The 21,989-nt window shown below is 43.0% G+C and carries 28 protein-coding genes; 25 read left to right on the top strand and 3 right to left on the bottom strand.

Annotated features, from left to right (window positions below):
* Positions 1 to 641, top strand: a 641-nt coding sequence (gene parM, locus V3224_RS23075) for a plasmid segregation protein ParM domain-containing protein (RefSeq protein WP_334472960.1), incomplete at its 5' end; no start/stop codon positions are given.
* A 10-nt stretch (positions 642 to 651) separates the two neighbouring features.
* Positions 652 to 1,215 (top strand): hypothetical protein, encoded by a 564-nt coding sequence (locus tag V3224_RS23070; RefSeq protein WP_334472959.1) that lies wholly within the window; start codon positions 652 to 654, stop codon positions 1,213 to 1,215.
* Between the two features lie 412 nt (positions 1,216 to 1,627).
* Here V3224_RS23070 and V3224_RS23065 read toward each other — a convergent pair whose 3' ends face one another.
* The 3 genes from V3224_RS23065 to V3224_RS23055 form a co-directional block, all read right to left on the bottom strand.
* Positions 1,628 to 2,194, bottom strand: coding sequence for a ProQ/FINO family protein (locus tag V3224_RS23065; RefSeq protein WP_334472957.1), 567 nt, complete (start codon positions 2,192 to 2,194; stop codon positions 1,628 to 1,630).
* Between the two features lie 3 nt (positions 2,195 to 2,197).
* Complete coding sequence (locus V3224_RS23060; RefSeq protein WP_334472955.1) at positions 2,198 to 3,151, bottom strand: Rpn family recombination-promoting nuclease/putative transposase; 954 nt, start codon at positions 3,149 to 3,151, stop codon at positions 2,198 to 2,200.
* A 955-nt stretch (positions 3,152 to 4,106) separates the two neighbouring features.
* Complete coding sequence (locus V3224_RS23055) at positions 4,107 to 4,379, bottom strand: HU family DNA-binding protein (RefSeq protein ID WP_334472953.1); 273 nt, start codon at positions 4,377 to 4,379, stop codon at positions 4,107 to 4,109.
* A gap of 770 nt (positions 4,380 to 5,149) precedes the next feature.
* Here V3224_RS23055 and V3224_RS23050 point away from each other — a divergent pair.
* From V3224_RS23050 to traF, 23 genes are all read left to right on the top strand, one after another.
* A complete protein-coding gene (locus V3224_RS23050; protein ID WP_334472951.1) occupies positions 5,150 to 5,311 on the top strand; it encodes a hypothetical protein in 162 nt (53 codons plus the stop codon).
* 132 nt (positions 5,312 to 5,443) lie between these two features.
* Complete coding sequence (gene trfA, locus V3224_RS23045) at positions 5,444 to 6,328, top strand: plasmid replication initiator TrfA (protein WP_334472950.1); 885 nt, start codon at positions 5,444 to 5,446, stop codon at positions 6,326 to 6,328.
* Between the two features lie 211 nt (positions 6,329 to 6,539).
* The gene (locus V3224_RS23040) at positions 6,540 to 7,160 is read left to right on the top strand and encodes a helix-turn-helix transcriptional regulator (protein ID WP_334472949.1); all 621 of its coding nucleotides are present in this window, start codon (positions 6,540 to 6,542) and stop codon (positions 7,158 to 7,160) included.
* Between the two features lie 43 nt (positions 7,161 to 7,203).
* Positions 7,204 to 7,476 (top strand): helix-turn-helix transcriptional regulator, encoded by a 273-nt coding sequence (locus V3224_RS23035; protein ID WP_334472948.1) that lies wholly within the window; start codon positions 7,204 to 7,206, stop codon positions 7,474 to 7,476.
* A gap of 119 nt (positions 7,477 to 7,595) precedes the next feature.
* The gene (locus tag V3224_RS23030; protein ID WP_334472947.1) at positions 7,596 to 7,790 is read left to right on the top strand and encodes a TraY domain-containing protein; all 195 of its coding nucleotides are present in this window, start codon (positions 7,596 to 7,598) and stop codon (positions 7,788 to 7,790) included.
* A gap of 296 nt (positions 7,791 to 8,086) precedes the next feature.
* The gene (locus V3224_RS23025) at positions 8,087 to 8,455 is read left to right on the top strand and encodes a type IV conjugative transfer system pilin TraA (protein WP_334472945.1); all 369 of its coding nucleotides are present in this window, start codon (positions 8,087 to 8,089) and stop codon (positions 8,453 to 8,455) included.
* Positions 8,456 to 8,752, top strand: coding sequence for a type IV conjugative transfer system protein TraL (gene traL, locus V3224_RS23020; protein WP_334472943.1), 297 nt, complete (start codon positions 8,456 to 8,458; stop codon positions 8,750 to 8,752).
* A 9-nt stretch (positions 8,753 to 8,761) separates the two neighbouring features.
* Positions 8,762 to 9,331: a type IV conjugative transfer system protein TraE gene (gene traE / locus V3224_RS23015; protein WP_334472941.1), complete on the top strand. Its 570-nt coding sequence runs from the start codon at positions 8,762 to 8,764 to the stop codon at positions 9,329 to 9,331.
* Positions 9,328 to 10,038, top strand: a complete 711-nt coding sequence (locus V3224_RS23010) for a TraK domain-containing protein (protein WP_334472939.1) — start codon at positions 9,328 to 9,330, stop codon at positions 10,036 to 10,038. Before traE ends, V3224_RS23010 begins: the two co-directional genes overlap by 4 nt.
* Positions 10,035 to 11,354, top strand: coding sequence for a TrbI/VirB10 family protein (locus V3224_RS23005; RefSeq protein ID WP_334472937.1), 1,320 nt, complete (start codon positions 10,035 to 10,037; stop codon positions 11,352 to 11,354). The genes V3224_RS23010 and V3224_RS23005 overlap by 4 nt, the downstream gene beginning before the upstream one ends.
* Entirely contained in the window at positions 11,351 to 11,641 is a 291-nt protein-coding gene (locus V3224_RS23000; protein ID WP_334472935.1) for a hypothetical protein, read from the top strand. Before V3224_RS23005 ends, V3224_RS23000 begins: the two co-directional genes overlap by 4 nt.
* Before the next feature lie 33 nt (positions 11,642 to 11,674).
* Positions 11,675 to 12,061 carry a hypothetical protein gene (locus V3224_RS22995; protein ID WP_334472933.1) on the top strand — a complete coding sequence of 129 codons (387 nt, stop codon included), beginning with the start codon at positions 11,675 to 11,677 and terminating at the stop codon, positions 12,059 to 12,061.
* Positions 12,055 to 12,585 (top strand): type IV conjugative transfer system lipoprotein TraV, encoded by a 531-nt coding sequence (gene traV / locus V3224_RS22990; RefSeq protein ID WP_334472932.1) that lies wholly within the window; start codon positions 12,055 to 12,057, stop codon positions 12,583 to 12,585. Before V3224_RS22995 ends, traV begins: the two co-directional genes overlap by 7 nt.
* Positions 12,585 to 15,170: a type IV secretion system protein TraC gene (gene traC, locus V3224_RS22985; RefSeq protein WP_334472930.1), complete on the top strand. Its 2,586-nt coding sequence runs from the start codon at positions 12,585 to 12,587 to the stop codon at positions 15,168 to 15,170. Before traV ends, traC begins: the two co-directional genes overlap by 1 nt.
* Positions 15,171 to 15,428: 258 nt before the next feature.
* Positions 15,429 to 16,001, top strand: coding sequence for a hypothetical protein (locus tag V3224_RS22980; protein WP_334472928.1), 573 nt, complete (start codon positions 15,429 to 15,431; stop codon positions 15,999 to 16,001).
* Between the two features lie 3 nt (positions 16,002 to 16,004).
* The gene (locus V3224_RS22975; protein WP_334472926.1) at positions 16,005 to 16,346 is read left to right on the top strand and encodes a TrbI F-type domain-containing protein; all 342 of its coding nucleotides are present in this window, start codon (positions 16,005 to 16,007) and stop codon (positions 16,344 to 16,346) included.
* On the top strand, positions 16,339 to 16,962 hold the full coding sequence (gene traW / locus V3224_RS22970; protein WP_334472924.1) for a type-F conjugative transfer system protein TraW: 624 nt from the start codon (positions 16,339 to 16,341) through the stop codon (positions 16,960 to 16,962). The genes V3224_RS22975 and traW overlap by 8 nt, the downstream gene beginning before the upstream one ends.
* Positions 16,959 to 17,312 carry a hypothetical protein gene (locus V3224_RS22965; protein ID WP_334472923.1) on the top strand — a complete coding sequence of 118 codons (354 nt, stop codon included), beginning with the start codon at positions 16,959 to 16,961 and terminating at the stop codon, positions 17,310 to 17,312. Before traW ends, V3224_RS22965 begins: the two co-directional genes overlap by 4 nt.
* Positions 17,309 to 18,022: a thioredoxin domain-containing protein gene (locus V3224_RS22960; protein WP_334472922.1), complete on the top strand. Its 714-nt coding sequence runs from the start codon at positions 17,309 to 17,311 to the stop codon at positions 18,020 to 18,022. The genes V3224_RS22965 and V3224_RS22960 overlap by 4 nt, the downstream gene beginning before the upstream one ends.
* Positions 18,022 to 19,014, top strand: coding sequence for a conjugal transfer pilus assembly protein TraU (gene traU / locus V3224_RS22955; RefSeq protein ID WP_334472921.1), 993 nt, complete (start codon positions 18,022 to 18,024; stop codon positions 19,012 to 19,014). Before V3224_RS22960 ends, traU begins: the two co-directional genes overlap by 1 nt.
* Positions 19,015 to 19,024: 10 nt before the next feature.
* Complete coding sequence (trbC, locus tag V3224_RS22950; RefSeq protein WP_334472919.1) at positions 19,025 to 19,447, top strand: type-F conjugative transfer system pilin assembly protein TrbC; 423 nt, start codon at positions 19,025 to 19,027, stop codon at positions 19,445 to 19,447.
* Positions 19,437 to 21,239, top strand: a complete 1,803-nt coding sequence (gene traN / locus V3224_RS22945) for a type-F conjugative transfer system mating-pair stabilization protein TraN (protein ID WP_334472917.1) — start codon at positions 19,437 to 19,439, stop codon at positions 21,237 to 21,239. The genes trbC and traN overlap by 11 nt, the downstream gene beginning before the upstream one ends.
* Entirely contained in the window at positions 21,236 to 21,988 is a 753-nt protein-coding gene (traF, locus tag V3224_RS22940) for a type-F conjugative transfer system pilin assembly protein TraF (RefSeq protein WP_334472915.1), read from the top strand. The genes traN and traF overlap by 4 nt, the downstream gene beginning before the upstream one ends.
* Position 21,989 lies beyond the last annotated feature (1 nt).

Here is a 21,989-nt window from a genome sequence, read left to right as displayed (position 1 = left end):
ATACACAAAATATTGAAAGAAAAATAAAAAATATTAAGCGGGATATTTCCTTAAATAAAGGAGATGTGTTCACGTTCAATAGCGTGTACGTTTACCCTGAATCTATACCAGCACTGGTTTCTGAACTGGAAAAAACGCAAGTCTCTGACTATGAAATGTCACTGATTATGGATTTAGGTGGCACCACATTAGATTGCGGGCTAGTCATGGGTGACTTTAAAGATGTGGTTAAAGTTTCAGGCGATCATACAATTGGCACCCAATCTTTAATTAAAGAAATGTCCCACTCACTTATCAAAGCGGAAACTAATCTTAATTTTAATATCACCGATATATTAGTGCAAAAACTATTAAATAATGAAGATATTTCATCGATGGTGAATAATTCAAAACTTATACCGCAACTAAAAGAACAATTAAAATTATCGTTAAGTAAACTTGCTCAATCATGCATTAATCATATTGAGCAAAATTTTGATGGTAATACTAGCTTCCAACGTCTCTATTTGACAGGAGGTGGGGCTGAAATGGTGTACCCTTATTTAAAATCACACTGGGCAAATTTAGGCAACAGAGTTGTTAAACTTGAAACACCTCAACTCGCCTTAGTGAAATCATTGCATAAAATTCACGCTGAATAACAGGTGAAGTATGAATAATAATAAAAAAATATTTGTTTATTTAAATACAGATGTGCCTGAACAAAAGGAATTATTTGATTATATCACCCAAGAAAGGAATAAAGCGAAGGCAGTTCGTGATTCTTTATCACTTACCATGAAATTGAAAAAGTTCAACGATAAATTACCGACAATATTAAGTTTGTTTACTCAAAATCTGATTAGCGTGAGTGATTTAAACATGATTCTTATTTCAACTCTCCAGAAAGATACCGCACCAATTGAACTATTGAGTGAAGATACTTATGAAATAGTCGCATGGCAAAAAAGGGTGATCAACCCTCTTAGCCCTGATCAGACATGGTCTGAGTGGATAGCAATTTCTCAAGAAGAATACAAAAATTTGCTAAAAAGTGATAATTTATCAATACAAGTCAGAGCACTTAAGGGGAAACGATTGGGTGATAATTTAGTCAATATAAGCACCACTTCGGTGATAGACCCTAAAGAATTAGTGGAAAAGCAACCAAAACCTCCTGCCAACAATACAGCTAATAATGCGAAAAAACTATTCAACAAAAAAAGCCAAAATTGAAGGTTAGCTTTTGATAAAAACTGCATATTCAGTGATGATAACTCTCGTTTTATCATCACTGAATAACAATGTCACGAGTTTCGCACCAATAAAAAAACGCTCTATTTTTAAGTTTAATTCAGCATAATATATAAATAGAAAAATCTCAGAACGAAGCAGCTACGCTGCAAATCGATAGCCTGTAAGTACCGATATTAAAAAACGCGCTGTATCGCATTCTAAGCGTCTCAAATCCAAAAGCGCTACCATTTGGTTACCTATGTCGAGAAAACGCCTTAAAGAGCTTTATAAGTGCCTTAAAATTGATTCCTGATGTCGACCTCAAGTGAAAAATTCACTATCAGCCTCTAGAATGGATTTGGGGATTGCTAATGTTAATTTTTTATTAAATTATTTTTGAAATTCTTATACATTAAAAACTAGTAGATTGATGGTTTGATTTATTTCTTCGAGCCAAACGTTGCAGATTATCCTCAACATCCGCTTGGGTGACCTCTCCGACTATCTGACCATCTTTGTCATAACGAAACGCCCCTAACTGGATAAGTACCCGATAATCAGTATGATGCCCAATGCTGCCTAAGCAGGATTTTAACCGCTTCTTCGCTATTGAAAACCCTCTTTCCTTCACTTCTTGCCACATATCTTGCTGGATACCAATTTTCATGGGGCACAACTTGCCATTAGGGAAAAGATTAGGCCAAAAAGTGGTTATCTGTGAGATGGCTTCTTCTAACGGCAATCGCTTTTTAGGCGGCGTGGGTGGTTTTGGAATTTTAACCTTCACTTCCTGTTTAGGTTTAACAACCGTCTTCTTGGGCTGTTGTTTTACTACCTTTTGAGGTTTCGGTTTTTTTGTCTGTTTTTTGGGCGTAGCATTCACCCATACCTTTTTACGGTAAACTGAGTTACTTTGGGGCAGTTCTTCTTGTGAAGCCTTGCTAGGACGATTAAGGCTTAATTTTTTTCGTTCTGTCATAGTTTAATCTTTAAACAGATTACTCATTTCAGCATCAGTGAGACCCGTTGATAGTTTCACGATATCTCTTTCTACACCTTTCTCAAGAAGTTGGCGCGCTATCTTCATCGATGCGTGTTTTTCGCCCTCTTGAACCCCATCATTTTTGCCTAACTGATAGCCTTCAAGTTTGCCTTTTTGCAATCCTTCTTGCAATCCTTCTTGTCTTAATGCTTGAGCAATAGTCATAAGTGCTCCTTCGTGTTTCTCTGATTGTTTAGCTATCTCGGTGATAAACTCCATGGGTTTTTGTGCATTACCTTCTTGGATGAGATAGTTAAACATCGTGATAACCTGATTATCGGTATAATAATTATACGACAACAGCGTGACAATTTCATGCATAAGCTCCGTCATATCCCGTCGGCGAATGTGCTTTTGTATCAAAGTTAACAAAGCCATTCGCTTATGCTTCATAATCTCACCATCATCCAAGGTTGTAACATCAGCTAATTGAAAGGGATTGGTATAAATACGTTCGGCGAGTTTCCTGTCATGAAAACAGTCAAACCAATTCGTACTATAGGGATGAGGGCTTTTATCACCGGTATAGAACAAGATAGGGAAAACCAACGGTAATTCTTTGTATCCAGCGTCTAAATGCTTTTGCATCGCGGCCATGCTATAGCGCATCAATCGCCATGCAATGAGCTTATCAGGCGTGGATTGTCCTTCAATTAATACATAGATATATCCGCTACCCTTTTTTGTGTTGACTGAATACAGGATATCACTCTGGTAATTTTTCATCTCACTATCGATAAAAGAGCCAGATTCTACTTTCAGACTATCTAAGTCACACAATGCCTTAATCTCATCGGGTAGCCATATATCAAAAAAATCTTGGGCAGTTTCTTTTTCACTTAAAAACTGCTTGAATACACTATCGTGGGGCGTTGGGGTAAATTTTTTACTCATCCGATATCTTCAATGATGGCTAGCGTCAGATTGAATTATGGCAAACAAACAGGCTATATTAAATACGCTATTTATTCATTACATATCAGACATCATAATCCAGCCATACAAAAACGCACCCTATCTTCTCAGGTGCGTTTATTTTTTGTTATTGGTGTCTTTTCATGACCAATTACAAGAAAACCGCCCAAAATCGATTACAGGCGGTTTTAGAGGCATCCTTGAGTTAACCCTGTGCCGTTTTTTCATTCTCCGCAACTTTGGCTAAAATATTTACCAACAAAAATTGATTCCTGATGGCTATCTCAAACCCACATTTCACTCTCAGCCTCTAGAAGCTATTTTTGGATTGAGGAGGTATGTTTGGATGCCCGAATTTGTTTTTAATGCCGTTAGGCATGTAAGGCGACACGCAATAGTGACAGAGAAACTCAATCGTTAAATCGCCGAAACCCGCGAAGCGGTGAGAGATTGATATATTGCACGTAACCCATGCGTAGCATCCCTGCTAGACGGGTTTTGGTTTTAACAGGCTTTGCAGAGAGACAGGTCTTTAATGGTCGAAGACAAAAGATATTTCCAGCGATGGGTTTTTCAGTAATGCGGAGCGACGATTAGTCGCGACATCGTAGTTGGGCGAAGCCCCGTCTTTTTACCTTGATTTTGAACGAAGCAGCTACGCTGCAAATCGATAGCCTGTAAGTACCGATATCAAAAAACGCGCTGTATCGCATTCTAAGCGTCTCAAATCAAAAAGCACTATTTGGGTTACCTATATTGAGAAAACGCCTTACAGAGCGTTCTAGGTGCCTTAAAATCGATTCCTGATGTCGACCTCAAGTGAAAAATTCACTATCAGACTCTAGAATGGATTTGGGGATTGCTAATGTTAATTTTTTATTAAATTATTTTTGAAATTCTTATACATACATGAACTTGCGTTGTAAGTCATGAATTACTTCACCGCCTCTTTGAGTCTTTGGCCAGCTTTAAAACTCGGTACGTTTGCAGCAGCAATTTTAAGTGGTTCGCCCGTCTTTGGGTGACGTGATTCTCTGGCTGCCCGTTTCTTAACCTGAAAGCTCCCAAAGCCAACTAGCTGTATATTATCGCCAGCTTTTAGTGCTTCTGTCACCGTTTCGATGAATGCGTTAAGTGCTTTCTCTGAATCTTTTTTGGTTAAATTGGCTTTTCCAGCGATTTGATTAATAAGTTCTGGTTTGTTCATGTTGTGCCTGAATTAATCGATAAGTTGTTAATTCTAGTGATGCTAGCTGTAGCAACTGAATAGTGCAATGTTTCAGAGTTAATTAACTCAAAAAAATCTTTTTAATTAAAATTCCACCGCTCGCCACAGTCTGTGACCGAGCATAGCGAGTGAGCAGACGAGGAAGCGGAATATAACAATTATAAAAAAGAAATACGGTCACTCAGTAGTAACATATTTTGGGGTTCATGGTTTTTGGATGGAAAAAAGTTATCCACAGGGGGTAAGGCCGATTAAAAAAGATTATATTTTTTTGATTATAAAAGATTAGCTGGTTTTTGGGGTGGCTTTATTTTTTTATTTTTTCTTTTATTTTCAATAAGTTACATAACGCCTTTGTTTGTTTTTTTCCCTTTAAAATCAATGGTTTATAAATTCACTAAGCTAAATATTACCTTCCTATTTATTTTCCAAAATTAGCATAACTCATTGTATTTATTTATTTTATTTTTGTTAAATCTTTTTTATTACAACCATTTATGAGTTTGAATTTTCAATATTCCGTGTTTGCGTTACCGCTATCCCGTGTTTGCGTTACCGCTATCCCGTGTTTGCGTTACCGCTATCCCGTGTTTGCGTTACCGCTATCCCGTGTTTGCGTTACCGCTATCCCGTGTTTGCGTTACCGCTATCCCGTGTTTGATTTTTTAAATCAAATTACTTGCAAGTTTGATTAAAATGATTAAAATGATTAAAAATATTATTGTGAACTTGAGGGCTAATTTCATCTAATGGATAAACCGAAAGGTCGTAAAAGAGGTTTATTAGAGCCTTACGAAAAAGAAATGAGAGAAATGCGAGAGAGAGGATTTTCTTTTCAGCAAATATCTGATTGGCTTTTAACTAAAAATATTATCGTTTCAAAGGGTACCGTTAGACTTTTCTTAAAATAGTTTCTGCCCCTCTCCAATTCGAATGTTCAAGGGGCAGTAGCTAACCGACCAATTAAGAGGCTTTATGTTAGCAAATAATATGGTAGCTATTTTTGAGCTTCTTTTCAAAGAATTATTGAAAGAGGCTAAATAATGAAAAGTATTTGGGAAAGAACGCAATACATAGCAAATAAAATTGCAGAAAAAAAAGATAATTCAATTAAAAAAGTTAAAGAATTAGAAATAAATAACCCCATATCTAATGGAAATGATAATAATTTAGATCATAACAATAACGTATATAAGGAAATATACTTGCCAATTAGTAAAAAAACTCAAATTCCTGTACCTAATACAATATTGAGAAGCGCATTATTTGGAGTAGTGGCTAAGGGGGCGAGGAGATTTGAAAAAAGTATATTAAAAGCAACTATCAATGGTTATAGCGTTAAGTATACAGGAGAACAGTTAGATCAATCAGATCTTGATGTTTGGTTAGAATGTTTACAACGTTGCCAAGATAATCCTCTTGGGAATACTGTTATATTCTCTTCCTATGATTTTTTAAAAAATATAAAACGTAATACAGGAAAATCCGATCACGAATGGTTAAAATCTGTTTTTTTGAGGTTAAGGGTTAGTGATATCGAAATTTCAGATGGTAAATATACTTATGCTGGAAGTTTAATTTCAGAGCATTATCGAGATGAAAAAACGGGTAAAAATTGTGTTGTTTTAAATCCTAAACTTGCTGATTGTTTTGGCGATGCTGGATGGACAGGTATAACAAAAGCATTGCGCCTTAAATTAAAAGGCAAACCTTTAACTCAATGGCTATTTGGCTTTTATTGTAGCCACGCAAAACCTTTGCCAATTAAAGTTGAGACATTAAAGAGACTTTGTGGAAGTGAAATTTCCGAATTAAGAGTATTTCGTTTTAAGTTAAGAAAAAATTTATTTGAATTATCCGATATAACAGGTTGGCACTGTGAAATTGATGAAAAAGATAAAGTAATTGTGCATAAAAATAATCATTAATTGTTGCTGAGTGCTGGAGTCATTACCTCCAGCACTCAGCTAATCCAAACCCTAACGATACTAGGAGTCGGACTATGCGAAATAGTACGCATATTGCACGCATAATGAAAGCGTGTGGCATATCAATTGAGCAGCTTTTGAGCTTTGCTCACACGTCAAAACACCTTACAACCCGTCAGCGTGAGTACCTTCTGAGTATCGGAGGTGCGGTATGAAATCGGAGATGATTAAATTCTTTTTGAGTAGTGCCGTTCCTTGTGGATTTGTTGATAGTGAAGGCGAATTTCAAATGAATCTCACAATGTCAGATTTGCTTCACTCAATGATTTTTTCTGTCGAATTGAAAACGCTGATAGAGAGAGTACAAAGCGAAAAATCGCCATTCTCTTTGATGTGCAATTTGCCTGCTGATTTCAAGAAATCGCCCACCGTTTGGCAGTTCCATTTCTTACCGCTTTTTTGTAGTGAAAATAGCTACCTAGGCACGTTCTTCCATGCTCACGAGTTCCTGTTTTTGTCGCCGATGGAGTATGTCGATGGCATAAAACCTTATGCCGTTACTACGGAAAATACAAACAAACTGTTTACTGCTAAAGAGTGGGAAGTTCTTTTTTTCACGATACATCGCTTAAGCAGCAAGGAAATGGCTAGACGGCTAGATATTTCGCGCTTAACGGTTGAGTCTCATTTGAAAACCATCTACGGAAAGGTCAACGTGCATTCAGCTTGTCAGCTAAGGGCTTTTTGCCGAGAAAAAGGGATAAATCGTTATATTCCTCCTCGACTACTGTCTTCTGACAGACAACGTATTAGTTCCCATGCAGTTAATTGAGCTTATTGCTCTGTTTATTAACAAAATAGCTAAGGAGCTAATAATGATTAATGTTGATAGTGGGGATTTTTCACCTTTTTATCCGGCCTTTCCTGAATTATCTAACAAAGAAATAGATACCGCTATGTGGCTTTATATGCGCTTTTTACCTAAAAATATTGCCTCTTTAAGAGGGATTAGAACTGACTCAGTACAAAAACAATTAGGTAATATCATGGAAAAATTGCAAGTACATTCAAAAGTAGAACTTGAGGCAGTTATTGCTAGAAGAGTACTGATATTTGCATTGTGTCCAGGAGCGTTGGTAAAGATTTAATGCCAAAAATTTTAAATTTTGTTGTTTGTCAAGCCCCATTTTATGGGGCTATTCGAAATTCTGGATTTTTCTATGCTTATAACAACCGCGACATTGGATCTTAAGGATAGAAAAACCCTATGAAGAAGGATGAAACGTTTTCATCGGTAGCGACGGTAGTGGAGCTAACACCAGAGATGAATCGGTTGTTATCTCAAGCAGCTGCACGTTCCAGACGGAGCAAAACACAAGAGGCGACCATTCGACTTTTTGATCATTTAAAGAACTTTCCGGATATTGCAACAGAAGGTCGGCGGTTTCGAGAGAATAATTGATAATAAAATGATTTTTGAAATAATCAGTTACATTTTTGTAACGATAAACTTTACCGCAAAATTGACGTATCCGGATTTGATGGATTAGTCGAATACTGTCAATCAACAGGGCTAAACAGTTACGTTCCTAAGTCTGTACTCAGACAAAAGGTCGATTTTTTCTGGTAACCATCAAGTTGAAATGAGGAAAGCAATAAACGAAACAGAATTCGAAAAGTGATAAGTAATCTATTTAATCAATTTTAACAAGTAAAAACGTATTCAATTTAATCATTAACCGTTTTAAGGAGACTTAAATGAACGGCAAGATCTCTTCGTACCTAAAAAACCCTTTCACTGTGGGTGCGGTAGCTATCCTCAGGATGTTAAAACAACAAAAATCGTTATTAACGATGACGTTTTTCGGAATATTAATGCTATTTCCGGCTATGCAGGTTTATGCCGATGAGGCGCCGGCCGCCGCGGCCGCCACTAAAGATTTATTCAGTGGCGGTAAGGAGGTGGTGAAAAGTACCTTTGGCAAAGGCTCGACCGTTGTCTGGATTCTGTACGTACTGGAAATCCTTGCCGCGATTTTTGCTTACGTAAAAACCAAAAATCTGGCGGTATTTGGGGGGATTGCGGCGGTGATTGTGTTTGTTAACGTGGTCTTCGGGTTGATTTAAATGGATGCCGCTTCTCGCTATCAGTTTCCGACCACATTGACGCATCAGCGCCGTTTTTGTGGGTTGCCGATGGATGAGGTGGTGGTTTATTTGCCGTTAATTATCTGTACGATTTTCGTCAATATGTGGATATTTGCCCCCGCATTAGCCGTCGCCTTTGTTGGGCTTCGTCGTCTTAAGCAAGGCAAGGGGTCAAGCTGTCTGTTGGGGCTGGCGTACTGGTGTTTACCGACTTCCATTATGCGTTTTTTTATCACTGTTTTACCCGAGAGTTTTAAACGGTACTGGATAGCGTGAGGAGCGTGCATGGATTATCAACTGCGAAAATCATCACAAAGACAACTGGCCATCGGGGTCGTGACCTGTGTGGTGATAACGGTGCTCAGTCTGGGAATTTGTTACCGATTGCTGATGCAGAACAGGGAATTGACTTCTCAGCTTATTAACAATCATCACACGATTGTGACCCCTATGGTTGACCACGAAGGTTTTAGTTTTTACGGCACGCGCGGTGATGCGCGTTATCTTCGGCTGATGGCCTTAAGTCTGCTTAATCTGCGTTTGAACGTCTCCGCGCAAACCATCAAAGACAGCCATGATTTATTGCTGGCTTACAGTGATGCCCATTTACGCGAAAAATTAATAGAAGTGTTAGCCGAAGAGCGCCAACGGATGAACATTAATGAAGCCAGCTCTACCTTTTATCTGAAGGAAGTCAAAGTGAATCCTGATAGTGGTGTGGTGGATATTACCGGCGAATTGCATTTCTTCTACGGCATTAAAGCGGTGGAGCCGGTCGACAAGCACTATCGCTTGCGACTTGAGACGCGTGACGGGGCATTGAAACTAACGGATTTTGTGGAGTTATCGGTATGAAAACGACGGTTTTCTTAAGTCTCATGTTGCTTTCTGCTTCGGTTTGGGCAGAAACCCTGACCGTTACCCCCAATAGCGCCGTGCGACTGACGGTGAGTAATCGTGAACCGAATGTGATTGCGGTGATGAACGACCGGATTGTTGAAGCCAATAGCGCCGCCGGCAAGCTCGCCGATAAAAAAACCACTGACAGTGGGGCATTGATTTTTACCACCGAGGAAACCGCGCCGTTTTCGCTCTACATTGAAACCGAAAAAGGGTTTGGTTTTACCGTCAATGCCATACCGGTCAAAAAATCCCAAGGTATTAATGTCAGTGTGATAAATGCCGAAGCAAAAGCCGATGCGGTGGCGCAAGAGTGGGAAAAGACCAGCGATTCTTACAGTCAGTTTATTACCCGTACCTTCACGGCGGCGATGAACGACAATATTCCCACCGGTTTTGTTAAAAATGGTCGTGTAAACGTCAGCTGGTCAGCGTCGGTATTAGCCAACTTTCGTTTTCGGGACAGTGTGAGCTTTCAGGGTAAACACGTTCGGTTACTACGGGTTAATATTGAGAACAAAACCTCACAACCTATTCAATTAAATGAGCGAGTTTTTTGGGTTCCGCAAACGATGGCCATTGCGTTTAATCCGACCGTTAACACCTTACGACCCCATGAGCAGGTCACGCTGTTTCTTCTGATTAAGGAGAAACCGGAATGAATATCAATCATTTTATCCGAAAAAATCAAAAGGTGGTATTTAGTGCCATTGGCCTCGCTGTGGTGGCGGTTTTCACGCTACTTTGGTGGATAAACAGACAAGCCTCAGGGGTTGAACTAACCGCCACTGACAGCACTGTGCAATCAGGTAATACCACCACTCAGGAGCCGGATTTAACAGGCGCCATCACCAATACCTTTGATAACAAGGTGCAAGGCAATGTGGTCACCGATGCCCAGCTAAGCGAAAAAGCGAACCGGCAGACAATGGACGTGTTGCTAAAAGAAATTCAGGGTATCAAGCGTGATTTTGATGCGGTTAAAAACGAAAATAGCCAGTTAAAGGCCAATGTGGGTCAACTTCAGGTTGAAATCCAGCATAACAAAAAAGCAATGGAAAGCAGTCCAACACCAGGGGTAAGTCAGGTGAGCCATCCGCCTAAAATTGTTATCCAGTCGCCCAAAGGCCAACTTGAAAGCACCCGTTTTACCTATCCGAAAAAAGAAAACAATGCTTCATCGGGCTTTTATGTCCCGTCAGGAACGTTTTCAACCGCCATTGTACTGGAAGGAGCGGATGCCAATGCGTCTGTAAAAGGCGAAACAAAAAAAGTCGCCATGCAGTTTAAATTAACCGGTCTTGCCCATTTGCCTGGCAATCAAAAGCTCGACAAGTTAACCCACTGCTTTGTCACCGCGTCGGCCTGGGGTGAGATATCCAGCGAACGGGCAGAAGTGAGACTTGAGCGCCTGTCGTGTGTCATTAACAATAAACATATTGACCAGGTGGTTGAAGGGCATGTCGGGTTTTATGGCAAAAACGGCATTAAAGGGATACCGGTGATGCGAAATGGTGCCATGCTCGGACTGGCCTTTGGTGCGGGTGCGTTAGGCGGTTTGGGTAACGCCTTCTCGCAAATTGGTAGCACCACCGTCGGCATGGGCGCAGCCCATCAGGCCACCACCCAGGAAGTCGCCAGACAAGCGCTAGGAAGTGGGGCATCAACGGCAGCCAATAAACTGGCGGATTACTACATTGAACGCGCTGAGCAATATCATCCGGTTATCCCGATAGGTGCTGCTAATCGCGTCGAAGTGGTTTTCCAAAAAGGCTTTAAGGCGGAGTTTATTGAAGACTTGGCAGCGAAGAAGGCCAGTGAATCACCCACCCAACTGGCGAAAAACGTCAGCAACAGCGTAAAAACCAACCTCCCGCCGGAGCTACTTAATCAGTTAGGCAGTGCGGCCTCAATGGATTTATCCGATTTTGTCACACCAACAAAACCACCTTCAAATAACGGAGGCGTGAAGCCATGAATACGTTAGCCATAAAAATCATCGTCGCCATTAATCATGGCGTTGAACACACATTACAACAGGTTAAAAACGGCTTTTTTTACTTACCGGTTATCTTTTTCTGGTTAACGATGGCGTTCTTTTATGTTGGGTCTTTATCAACGGATGAGGGCTTTAAATTTAGCGATGTTAGTCAGGCTATGGATGAAGGTTGGCAACTGCTTGAACCGGTTTTTCGCCTGTCACTTTGTATCACGCTGATACTTTGCGCTTTACGGCTTGTCATCCGTCTTTTCCGTCGAAATTAACCAGGATGAAACCAGTCAAAGAGGAATAAATCCATGAATACGTTAGCGCAGAGAGCCATCATTAGACATCCATCCCTTAATGGGGTGAGCACAAAAAGCAGCGCGATTTTACCTGTTAAGCAAAATACGTCAATCGTTAAAAGAACCGCCCTGCATGGTTTGCAACTGATAATGCATGTCAGTCTTTATTTCCCCTTGACGTTTGTCTGGTTTACGCTTGCTTTTGCATTAAGCGGCAATTTGTCAATAAGTTATCCGTTTGAACCGGATGCGATGTACTTAACGTTTGATAACGCTGTCGAGCTGCTCACCCCCGTTTTTCGTCTGTCATTGGCTACCACCTTAATACTTTGTTTTTTGAGGTTGGCAATCGCGATTTTTCGGAAAAAATCTAACAGAAAGGGGGCAACATCATGCTGAGTTATCGCATATGGCTTATCAGTAGCGTTATTTTGCTCTCAGGCTGCGCTGGCATGAATAGTGAGTTTGAATTTGGCAAACCCGCCAAAGATTCCGGTTACTGGATGAGTGAAGCGGATGCGATGACCGATACCGCCAGCCACTCGACTGCCCAACATAAAGGGGGGGTCGTCAAGTCCGCTACAGGGTTGAATCTATCCGCTTACCGGTTAATTCAGTTAAACAATTTGCAACCCGCGGTGACGGTGTTAACCGAGCGACCGCAGAATAGAAACAACCCATTACCGTTACCGGCTAAAAATCTGTCTTCACGCTGGTTAACGAATAACGTCACCGCACAGTCCAGTTTTGCGTGTCCCGCAAGCCCTTGTCTGACTGAAATCAGCGCGCCGTCTCGGCAAGTGGAGCGCATTACGCGCGCCTGGATTGCTCCTTACGTGTCACCGGATGAAGTCGTTCATGCCGGCGAAGTGGTTTATTTCGTGACCACTCCGTCCAGTTGGGCAAATGTGGAGAAGGTGTGATGCTAAAACATGTCAATCCGCTGAAAATCATTGAACTGGTGGGTAATGCTTTAATGGAAAAAGACACCACCCGTGAAACGATGAAAAAGCTCGAGTCGATGGATTATCCGCATTTACGCGACTTATTACCCTATCGGGATTATGAAGCCGACCATCAACTTTTCATTAACCAGCACTCACTGGGATTTTTACTGGAAGCGCAACCCTTAATCGGTGCAAATGAAAAGCTGGTCGAATCATTAGAAGAACTGGTTAAGAACAATTTACCGCGTGATATTCCGCTGCAGGTGATTTTACTGTCCAGTCAAACAGTGCATGAGAAATTAACCACCGGATTGCGGGATTTTAGCTGGCAAGGCAATCGTGCCGATGAATGCAATCAGATTACGCAAGGGTTTTATCTTGATGCCGCTCGCAATCAGTTTGCCAATCCGCAAAATCTGCCACTCACTATTAGAGATTATCATCTGTTTTTTGCGTTCTGCCAGCCGTGCAAGCGGGTAACGGAAAGTGAAATCATTAAAGTGCGTGAAATCCGGCGTAATCTGTTAAGTGCGCTCAATGCGTCCGATATCCATGCTGACAATACGTCAATCACCCGATTTTTGCAGATGATGCGGGAAATGGTTAATTTGGATACGGAAAGATTAAAACCATACTCATCAGAGTGGATAGAAGACAAAGACATTAATCAGCAGATTGTGCACAACAACACCTGCTACTGGTTTAAGCCTGGGTATGTGGAAATCACGGGGCGCAATGAAGAAGATAACCCGTTTTCCACCCGTGCCATTCATTTTAATCTCGACAGCAATCCGAGAGAGCACTACCTCTGGCAAAACGGCAATATTATTTCCAATCTGCTTAATCCGCAAAACGGTATCCGTTGCCCGTTTGTGATGAGTTTTATTATTCAAACCGAAGACCAGTCGCGTAGTCAGGGGGAAGCCAATAAGAATTTCCTGGATTTGGAGCGGAAAGTCTCCTCGTCTTATGCCAAATATATCCCGTCAACCAAACGCCAGCACGCGGAATGGAAGAGTTTGCGCGAAGGATTACTGTCCACCGCGACGTCACTATCCGGTTATTATCTCGGCGTCACGCTCTTTTGTCGTGATGATGAAGAGGAAGCCGCCAAAGAAGCGGAGCGCACCAAAAAAGCGTTTTCGATGCAGGGGCTTAATATGGTGAGAGCTGATTTAATGCAGATGCGTAACTTCCTGGGGCATCTTCCCTTTGCGGTGGGGGATAATCCGAAGCTCTGGAAGGACTTCTTAAAAACCGGTGCCATTCAGCGTGCAGAATCTTTTCAGGCGGTCAATCTCATGCCGATTATCGCCGATAACAAACTCAGTCAGGCAGGGATAGTCTTCCCGAGTTACCGCCATCAACTGGCGTTTCTGGATATTTTTGATGGCAGCTTGCCGAATACTAACTTTAACTGGTTTGCGTCGGGTACCGCCGGCGCAGGGAAATCGGTGCTGGCACAGACGATTGCCAGGCAGGTGTTAGATAGTGGCGGGTATCTGTCCATCTTTGATATCGGGGATAGTTACAAAGCCTTTTGCCAGAGTGTGGGTGGCACCTACATTAACGGGGAAACCTTGCGCTTTAATCCGTTTGCCAATATCACCGATATCACCTTGAGCGCTGAGCGCATTCGTGACCAGTTGTGCATTCTGGCCAGTCCCAATGGGTTGATGGATGAAGTGCATGAATCACTGATACTGGAAGCTATCACCGAATCCTGGCCGAACAAAAAACAGGATATGCGTATCGATGATGTCGTTAATTATCTAAAAAAACATCGCGGGAAAATCCAAGAAGCCAGCCGTATCACCGGTCGCATTGATGAAATTCTGGTATTGCTGAATAAATATACTACCAAAGGAATATACGGCAAATACTTTAACAGCAGTGAGCCGACCTTAAAGCCGGATATGCGCTTTGTGGTCACCGAACTCGGTGGCTTAAAAGCCAATCGGGATTTACTTATGGCGGTGTTGTTTACGCTGATGTTGTGGTCAGAGAACCTGATGTACAACACGCCGCGTAGCTTACGCAAGATGAACATCATAGATGAAGGCTGGAAGCTGCTGGATGCCGAAAGCCCCAAAGTCAGGGCTTTTATCGAGGAAGGTTACCGTACCGCCCGTAAACATAATGGTTCATTTGGTACCTTGACCCAGGGTATCCGTGATAAAAACCTGAGTACCGCGTCACTGGCGTGTTATGACAATAGCAGTTTTAAATTCACCATGATGCAAGACGTAAAAGCCTTTACCACCTTTCAAAAAGAAGAACCTGCGACGTTTAACGAGATGGAGTGGGCATTAATTCAAAAGTTCCCCCCTGCCAGCCGCGCCGGATTTAGCGCCGTGCATTTAAGTGTGGGCGGTTATAGCAGCTTTCATCGATTAATGCTCGACCCGTTAAGTAATGAACTGTTTTCCTCCCGCGGTGACGACTTCACCTATCGGGAAAAACGCCTAAAGGAAGGCGCTAACATCAATGACATTATTTTTGAAATGGCGCAACGGAAAGACCCTGCGTTACTGGCGAAATTGAAACAGGTTAAACCGTGAGAGGGGAGGAGGGGGATTGGATATCTTGATAATTACGTTTCTGATGATTGCCGCATTGTTTTTTAGTGTTATTCGATTGGATGAAACAGGGAAAAGGCGAGTTGTGCTTGATATTGCGTTAGTGCTAACGCTGAGTGTAGGAAGTGTTATGTGTTTATTAAATATTCTTGAAAGTATTCCTCACTCATGCCATGGGATAGGGCTTTAGGAAGCAGCTGTCATCAGCTTAACCGATTAACTTTTTTGGAGAACCCTAAAATGAAAAGAATAATCTCATTACTCACAGGATTAACGAAAACGCATGCAATAAGTAAAGCGATCAACTCTGGTTTCGCTTCGTTTTTCATGCTGTTGGTGTCTTGTTTTTATACCGTTGGGGTAGGCGCAGGGAGTATATCGCCAAAAGCGGTCATTCAACTAACAAAACAGAATCCCGACCTTCAGCATGTCGCTTTTATGTGGGCACTGACTCAGGCACTCTGGATTTTAGGGATTTTTTGCTTGGGTTTAGCAATCGTTGAGCATTTCAGCCAAAAAATAACCCAACCTCACTGGATGAAAGTCTGGTTAAAGACAAACCCCGATTTTAAATGGATGGTTAACATGCTGTATGGGTCAGCGATAATTTTGCTGATGGTGGGATTCACTGCTCGCAATCTCGGACTGGATGTCAGTCAAATTCAGCTGTTCGCCGTTAACGCCAATCTGCCCTCACCGCTGATATTTTTTCTTTCTTTAGGGCAAGCGGCATTAGTGTCTTCAGGTTTATTTGCCCTATTAGGCGTGATGACTAACCTGCCTGTGCTGAAAAAGCCTGTCAAAAAGGCTTAACGCATGAAAAAAACCGCCATCATCAATTTTATCACGGGGAGCTTATTAAGTGCTCTGTTGATTATTTCCGTACAACACTGGTTTTTTTCACCGACTAACATTGTCACTTTTGATATGAAGAAGACCACTGATCGCTTTTTGGTACAGGTTAGCAAACTTGACTTAATGGAGGCGCAAAAAGACCAACTCATTGCGAAATACAACACCACTCTGAAGGCTGTTTTAGAAAAAGAAGCCAAAGGTAACACGTTAATATTGGTGAGCGGGGCTGTGATGGCAGGGGCAGTGGATAAAACGGCTGATATCCAGCAACAAATTGCTGAGGCGATGAAAAACCATGAATAAGTGGCTGCCTTGGGTCGGTATTTTGATGAGCTTTAGTGCGGGAAGTCTAGCGACTGAAATCGGCACGTTTGGCGATGTGTGGGAGATAGCCGAACAAAACCTGCTGACGGTGATTGAAGGACAGGTGGAAAGTGCTTTTTTAGGCAATGAGGAAAAAATTCACCAGGAATGGCGGGAACGGGTAACAAGAAATGCTGAGCGGCCGGAGCCGGTTCAGGGACTCACCAAAGCGGTGAAAAATACCACACGGACGTTTGATCCGAGCTTCACCGTCACTAAAGATATTCGTGACCACAATGGCACGGTGTTTGCGCGCAAAGGGCAGAAGGTCAATCCCTTTGATATCACCCCTTTTAATGAAACGCTCTATTTCATTGATGGTGATGATGAAAAACAGATTGCCTGGGTCGCCGCACAAAAACCGACGACCGCTATTAACAAAATCATTTTGGTGAACGGAAATATAAAAACCACGGCGCAGACCTTAAATCAGCGTATCTACTTTGACCAGGGTGGCGTTTTGGTTAACCGGTTTGGTATTGAGAAATTACCCTGCGTAGTGGATGAAATTCCAAATCAACCCTTACTACGGATAACTGAGGTGGCTGTGAAATGAACAGATTTGAGGAGTTAGATTTTAATCCGCAAAAAACGGGCAATGACCGCATTCATCTTTATCTTCACAGCTCAAGCATTGGTGAAGAAATTGGGGAGCAGATAAGCGGCCTGATTGCTTTTGGGATTCACAATATAAGTATTCAACTCTTGTATGTTGAAGAAATTGAAGATTTTGATGTTGTGATTGAATTTAGTTATCAAAGCGCGCCTGAATTTTCGCCTGACGAGGAAGTTTACGTTTTTGATGAAACAAAAACGGATGCCGACATGGGTGATGAATTATTCAATCCGCTGATGAGCTTAAGAAAAGGCACCGAAATCAGAATACAAAAACAGGAGATTTTATGAAAAGTCGTATCACAGTGGGTTTATTAATGAGCGCATTATTGTTGCCGGCTGCGGTCTTAGCCGAAACAAAACGCTGTACGCCAAAACATACCGATGGCGAGATTATTATTGAATTAGCAGATTGTAAAGTGCTGAGCGCCGAAGAAATCCAAAAAAGCGCCATTGAAAATCTCAGCACAAATTTTGGGGGCATGCATCCGGTCATTAATGCAAAAGGCAGCGTCACGCTTGTCGCGGTTTACGATTATGCGTGTGCCGAGTGTAAAAAAATGGCACCGCGGTTGTTAACGCTGGCAAAAAATCACCCAGACATTCGCGTGATATTTCGAAATACGCAAGGTGAATCACCGAACGCCCAATTAGCGGCGCAGGCTGAAAAAAAGGTCTGGATATTGCAGGGAGAGAAGGCCTTTATGCACTATTTTAGCCAGTTATTTAAGGGGCAAGGACAATCGGTAAAAGAAGCCATGTTTGGCGTAGGGATTGCGTTTGCGGGCACGAAAGAGGAACTTTTGGGATGGGATGTCACGAGCGACAAGATAGCCAGGCAAACCAAAGACTTCCTGGAAGAGTTAAATATAAAAACCACACCTGCGTTCATTGTGACTGCCACCAACAATCCAGACGTGAACACCACCACGATGTTAACCGGTGTGGTCGATGAAAAAACGGTATTAGCCGCCGTCCAAAAAGCGAAGCGAGGTGCATAATGAAAACGCGACGCTTGCACGTATTGCTCGCTTTTTTGCTACTAACGCCGATGCTGTCGGCAAAAGCGTCATTGTGTGAGGGTCGTTGGGTTAATCCCATTACCGATATCTGCTGGCGCTGTCTGTTTCCAATCAGCCTTGGTGATATCAGTTTAAATAGCAGTAGCCTGCCGGATACGCGCAATCCCTCCTCACCGATTCAGCTATGTCCTGCGCCCCCGCCGTTATTTCAGCGCATTGGCCTTGCGATTGGGTTTTGGGAGCCGTTTGCCATGACTGATGTCACCCGCGTGCCAATGTGCATGGTGAATATGGGCGGTTTCACCATTCCGATAGGACAAATTGGCATGGGAAAAGGCACCAAAGGCGCGAATGAAAATCCAGGCGGCATGTATCACGTGCACTGGTACAAATATCCGCTGATTATCTGGCTTAATATCTTAACCACCATTGGCTGCATGCAAGGTGGGGAATATGACATTGGCTATCTCTCTGAGCTTGACCCGATGTGGATGGATGACAATCTGGCACTCTTTACCAATCCAGAGGCAATGCTGTTTGGCAACAGTATTGCTCAGTTAGCTTGTGCTGCCGATGCGATTGCCAGCGAAGCCCGCTTGCCACTCGATGTGCTCTTTTGGTGCGCGGGTTCACACGGCTCGATGTATCCGTTTACGGGGGCGGTTTATTCCGAAAGCAGTGGCATTAATAGTGCGTTATTACTCACTGAGCGGATGAATTTTAAATTACACCGCCAGGGCATGATTTGGGACACGATTGGTGAGAACAAGGCGGTGTGTCAGGAATACCCGACCGTGATTATGCCTAAAAGCCGTTACCGTTATCAGATGGTTAACCCCGTGCCGGATGCTAATCAGTGTCATCCCACCGGTCGCAGTGTCATTCGTTGGCAAACCGGTAAAGAAATGCCGAACACTAAAAAGAACTACGGCTATCTGGTATGGAAAAAACGCAACTGTGTGGTGCTTTAGGAGGATAACGATGCGAAAACTCACATTACGCTCCCTGTTAATTTTATTGATATCAGCCACTACAATGGCAGAGGAAGGCATGCCGTTAGAAGGGGTAAAGCAAGAAACCGCCTATTTTTTATCATCCAGCATTCCTGAAAAAACGTTAGTGCCTTTATTAAAATCGGCGCAAATAAAGCAAATACCCGTCTACTTCAACGGCTTGATTGACAACAGTATGGAAAAAACCGCCCGCTACTTACTTAATCTGATACAAAAATATCAGGTAGCCGGCATCCAGATTGATCCGCTGCGCTTTGACTACTATGGCATTACTCAGGTTCCTGCGCTGGTTAAACGTTGTGGCAACACGTTTGATGTCGTGTATGGGTCATTAGCGCTGGATGAAGGATTGACGCAAATTACTCGTCATGGAGCGTGCCGTGTTGAATAAAATACTGACCGTGCCACTCTTTATGTTTGCGATAACGGCCTTTGCCAACGACATGGATAATTCGGCGAAAGAGGGCTATGCGTTAGCCGAGGAAACGCAAACACAAGCGCAATCTGCGCTTAAGGATTTTCAGCCACAAAAAGAACTACCTAATTTTACCGCTAACCCGAATGAGGCGGATTTCTATCAACAAACCTTTAAAATAGGCAATGCCGCCAATCAGTCCCTTAATGACAGTGAGCTAGGCAAGCTCGCCCGTGAAACTTATATCAACAATCCCAAGGATAAAATCGACTGGCAATCGGATATGGTGAAAAACAGCCAGACGATACAGGAAAATGCCGAAGGGATTACCGCAGGTAGTGCTGAGCAGTGCAGCAAAAAAAGCATTAGCCAGTCAAGCTTTAAAGCGCATATTTGTGAACGGGGAAAAACGATAGTCAGTACCTGTACCAATACGGCCAGCGTTGAATGGACAAGTGAAACCCAAACCAGAACCGTCACACGTGTTTATCAATTGCAAAACTTACCGTTCCATAAGGAGGGGAGTCGGATTGTGGTGGTTATCACGCCGGATATTGAGGGGACGATAGAAAAAGTGACTTATACTCACCCAGGTTGCCATCGTTGCTATGGCGGTGTAGAAGTTTCAGGGCTTGGCGGTGATTTCTTTTATTGGATTGGTTCAAGGCAGACGCTGAGTGGAGAACTGAATATAACTGACCGAACATTCAGTCAAAGTCGACCCATCCGATTCTCACACAACGATCGAGACAGCGCCAAAAGATATCGCTTTAATAGCCCCGCCAAATTAACGTTGCACTTTACCGTAAAAGTCAATGAAACAATCTGGCATCCCAAAGTCGTTTGGACAGCGAACTGCCCCGTGGATAAAGCGAATGCCGTCAAAGCCAAAGCCTGGTGCAGTCAAAAAGGAGAAACCCGTTATGTCGTTAAAGACGGCAAACGTTATCCTGTCACACTCCCTTGCTGGCAGCAATCCGAGGAGTGGGTGGTCGCTGAAAACGATGATAATACCTGTGGTCGTTGGGAAAAAGACCCCAATTGCAGCGAAGGGACACGACAGTGTTTGCAGAAAATCGGCAATCTATGCGTCAAGGAATCAGTGAAATTCCAGTGCCAGCAAACCACACAAGGGGAAGGTTTTCTCTGTGGCGGTAAATTCTACTGCTCAGACGGCAAATGTGCCGCCATTGCATCCGGTAAAAATAATGACTTTGGCGAAGCGGTATCGCAATTGGCCGCACTTGCTAAAGCCGGTAAAGACATCAGTGGAGATGGCAAAAATATCAGGGCATTTACCGGCAAACCGATGGCGTGCCGTAAAACGGCGATTGGTTTTAGCAATTGCTGTAAAAGCGGCGGTTGGGGACATGATATTGGTCTGGCCAGTTGTGACGGTGAAGAAAAAGCGATTGGCAACGCCAAAGAAAAAGGATTGGTGGTTGATGTTGGGGAGTTTTGCGCTGAAGACGTGTTAGGGGTGTGCTTGCGAAAAAAACACAGCTATTGCGTGTTTGACAGTAAGCTCGCGCAGATTGTGCAAGCACAAGGTCGGGGTGGTCAATTAGGTGTGGGGTTTGGCAGTGCTAAACATCCCGACTGTCGTGGGATGACCATTGACGAGTTGCAACGGGTGAGATTTGATACGCTCGATTTCACTGAGTTTTATGACGAACTTAATAGCAAAACAACGCTACCGGATAGCCAGAAGCTCACTGAGAAAATCAGCCAGCAGATTAAAAACGAATTACAGGGTCGACAACCATGAAGCACCTTTTGTTCAGTGGCTTGCTGTTATCTGCGATGGTGACCGCAAAGCCGGACGACGGTTATCACTATTCCCCTGCGGTCGGTTGGCATTGGTATAACGAACCGGCACCGCAACAGGAAGCGCAGCCATCACCGCAAAAACCGCCCTCAGCGGTGGAAACCATGCAAAAAATCAAAGCCCTGGGCGATGAATTACGCACTGCTGCGGTGCTCGACCCTAAATCGCCGGAGAAAGTGGCACGCTGGATAGCGTTTCAGAACTACTGGTCGGATAACGCCAGTCAATTCTCAGCCACCTGGCAGAAGGTGCTACTCCTCAAACCCGAACTCGATTACAACAACCGGCATTCCCATTATAACGCCACCGCAACCTTGTCTTACGCGAACGAGCGTAAAGCCCAGGCCACTGCCATTAAAGCCGTCAATGAACGCTACGGGGTCTTTTTCTTTTATCGTGGCAAGGTGCCACTGGATAATAAATTAGCCCAGGTGGTAAGGGAATTTGCCCAGCAATACCAGATGGCAGTGATGCCAATCAGTGTCGATGGCATCATCAACCCAGAATTACCTAACAGCCAGAAAGACCGAGGACAAGCGGCAAAAATGCAAATTCGCTATTTCCCTGCGCTCTTTTTGGTAGACCCAACAACCGGCAGCTACCATCCACTGGCTTATGGCTTTATCAGTCAGGATGATTTAGCCAAACGCCTGTTAAACCGTGTCACTGATTTTGCGCCGAGGGATTAAC

The organism is Arsenophonus sp. PmNCSU2021_1 (assembly GCF_036919435.1).
GTDB lineage: Bacteria > Pseudomonadota > Gammaproteobacteria > Enterobacterales > Enterobacteriaceae > Arsenophonus > Arsenophonus nilaparvatae.
The sequence above is the reverse complement of the archived record's forward strand: the minus strand, read 5'-3'. Positions and strand labels throughout refer to the sequence as shown.

What these genes read in the sequence shown, in the direction of transcription:
- V3224_RS23070 (WP_334472959.1), top strand. Translation starts at nt 652, where the DNA reads ATGAATAATAATAAAAAAATATTTGTTTATTTAAATACAGATGTGCCT.
- V3224_RS23065 (WP_334472957.1), bottom strand. Translation starts at nt 2,194, where the DNA reads ATGACAGAACGAAAAAAATTAAGCCTTAATCGTCCTAGCAAGGCTTCA.
- V3224_RS23060 (WP_334472955.1), bottom strand. Translation starts at nt 3,151, where the DNA reads ATGAGTAAAAAATTTACCCCAACGCCCCACGATAGTGTATTCAAGCAG.
- V3224_RS23055 (WP_334472953.1), bottom strand. Translation starts at nt 4,379, where the DNA reads ATGAACAAACCAGAACTTATTAATCAAATCGCTGGAAAAGCCAATTTA.
- V3224_RS23050 (WP_334472951.1), top strand. Translation starts at nt 5,150, where the DNA reads ATGGATAAACCGAAAGGTCGTAAAAGAGGTTTATTAGAGCCTTACGAA.
- trfA (WP_334472950.1), top strand. Translation starts at nt 5,444, where the DNA reads ATGAAAAGTATTTGGGAAAGAACGCAATACATAGCAAATAAAATTGCA.
- V3224_RS23040 (WP_334472949.1), top strand. Translation starts at nt 6,540, where the DNA reads ATGAAATCGGAGATGATTAAATTCTTTTTGAGTAGTGCCGTTCCTTGT.
- V3224_RS23035 (WP_334472948.1), top strand. Translation starts at nt 7,204, where the DNA reads ATGATTAATGTTGATAGTGGGGATTTTTCACCTTTTTATCCGGCCTTT.
- V3224_RS23030 (WP_334472947.1), top strand. Translation starts at nt 7,596, where the DNA reads ATGAAGAAGGATGAAACGTTTTCATCGGTAGCGACGGTAGTGGAGCTA.
- V3224_RS23025 (WP_334472945.1), top strand. Translation starts at nt 8,087, where the DNA reads ATGAACGGCAAGATCTCTTCGTACCTAAAAAACCCTTTCACTGTGGGT.
- traL (WP_334472943.1), top strand. Translation starts at nt 8,456, where the DNA reads ATGGATGCCGCTTCTCGCTATCAGTTTCCGACCACATTGACGCATCAG.
- traE (WP_334472941.1), top strand. Translation starts at nt 8,762, where the DNA reads ATGGATTATCAACTGCGAAAATCATCACAAAGACAACTGGCCATCGGG.
- V3224_RS23010 (WP_334472939.1), top strand. Translation starts at nt 9,328, where the DNA reads ATGAAAACGACGGTTTTCTTAAGTCTCATGTTGCTTTCTGCTTCGGTT.
- V3224_RS23005 (WP_334472937.1), top strand. Translation starts at nt 10,035, where the DNA reads ATGAATATCAATCATTTTATCCGAAAAAATCAAAAGGTGGTATTTAGT.
- V3224_RS23000 (WP_334472935.1), top strand. Translation starts at nt 11,351, where the DNA reads ATGAATACGTTAGCCATAAAAATCATCGTCGCCATTAATCATGGCGTT.
- V3224_RS22995 (WP_334472933.1), top strand. Translation starts at nt 11,675, where the DNA reads ATGAATACGTTAGCGCAGAGAGCCATCATTAGACATCCATCCCTTAAT.
- traV (WP_334472932.1), top strand. Translation starts at nt 12,055, where the DNA reads ATGCTGAGTTATCGCATATGGCTTATCAGTAGCGTTATTTTGCTCTCA.
- traC (WP_334472930.1), top strand. Translation starts at nt 12,585, where the DNA reads ATGCTAAAACATGTCAATCCGCTGAAAATCATTGAACTGGTGGGTAAT.
- V3224_RS22980 (WP_334472928.1), top strand. Translation starts at nt 15,429, where the DNA reads ATGAAAAGAATAATCTCATTACTCACAGGATTAACGAAAACGCATGCA.
- V3224_RS22975 (WP_334472926.1), top strand. Translation starts at nt 16,005, where the DNA reads ATGAAAAAAACCGCCATCATCAATTTTATCACGGGGAGCTTATTAAGT.
- traW (WP_334472924.1), top strand. Translation starts at nt 16,339, where the DNA reads ATGAATAAGTGGCTGCCTTGGGTCGGTATTTTGATGAGCTTTAGTGCG.
- V3224_RS22965 (WP_334472923.1), top strand. Translation starts at nt 16,959, where the DNA reads ATGAACAGATTTGAGGAGTTAGATTTTAATCCGCAAAAAACGGGCAAT.
- V3224_RS22960 (WP_334472922.1), top strand. Translation starts at nt 17,309, where the DNA reads ATGAAAAGTCGTATCACAGTGGGTTTATTAATGAGCGCATTATTGTTG.
- traU (WP_334472921.1), top strand. Translation starts at nt 18,022, where the DNA reads ATGAAAACGCGACGCTTGCACGTATTGCTCGCTTTTTTGCTACTAACG.
- trbC (WP_334472919.1), top strand. Translation starts at nt 19,025, where the DNA reads ATGCGAAAACTCACATTACGCTCCCTGTTAATTTTATTGATATCAGCC.
- traF (WP_334472915.1), top strand. Translation starts at nt 21,236, where the DNA reads ATGAAGCACCTTTTGTTCAGTGGCTTGCTGTTATCTGCGATGGTGACC.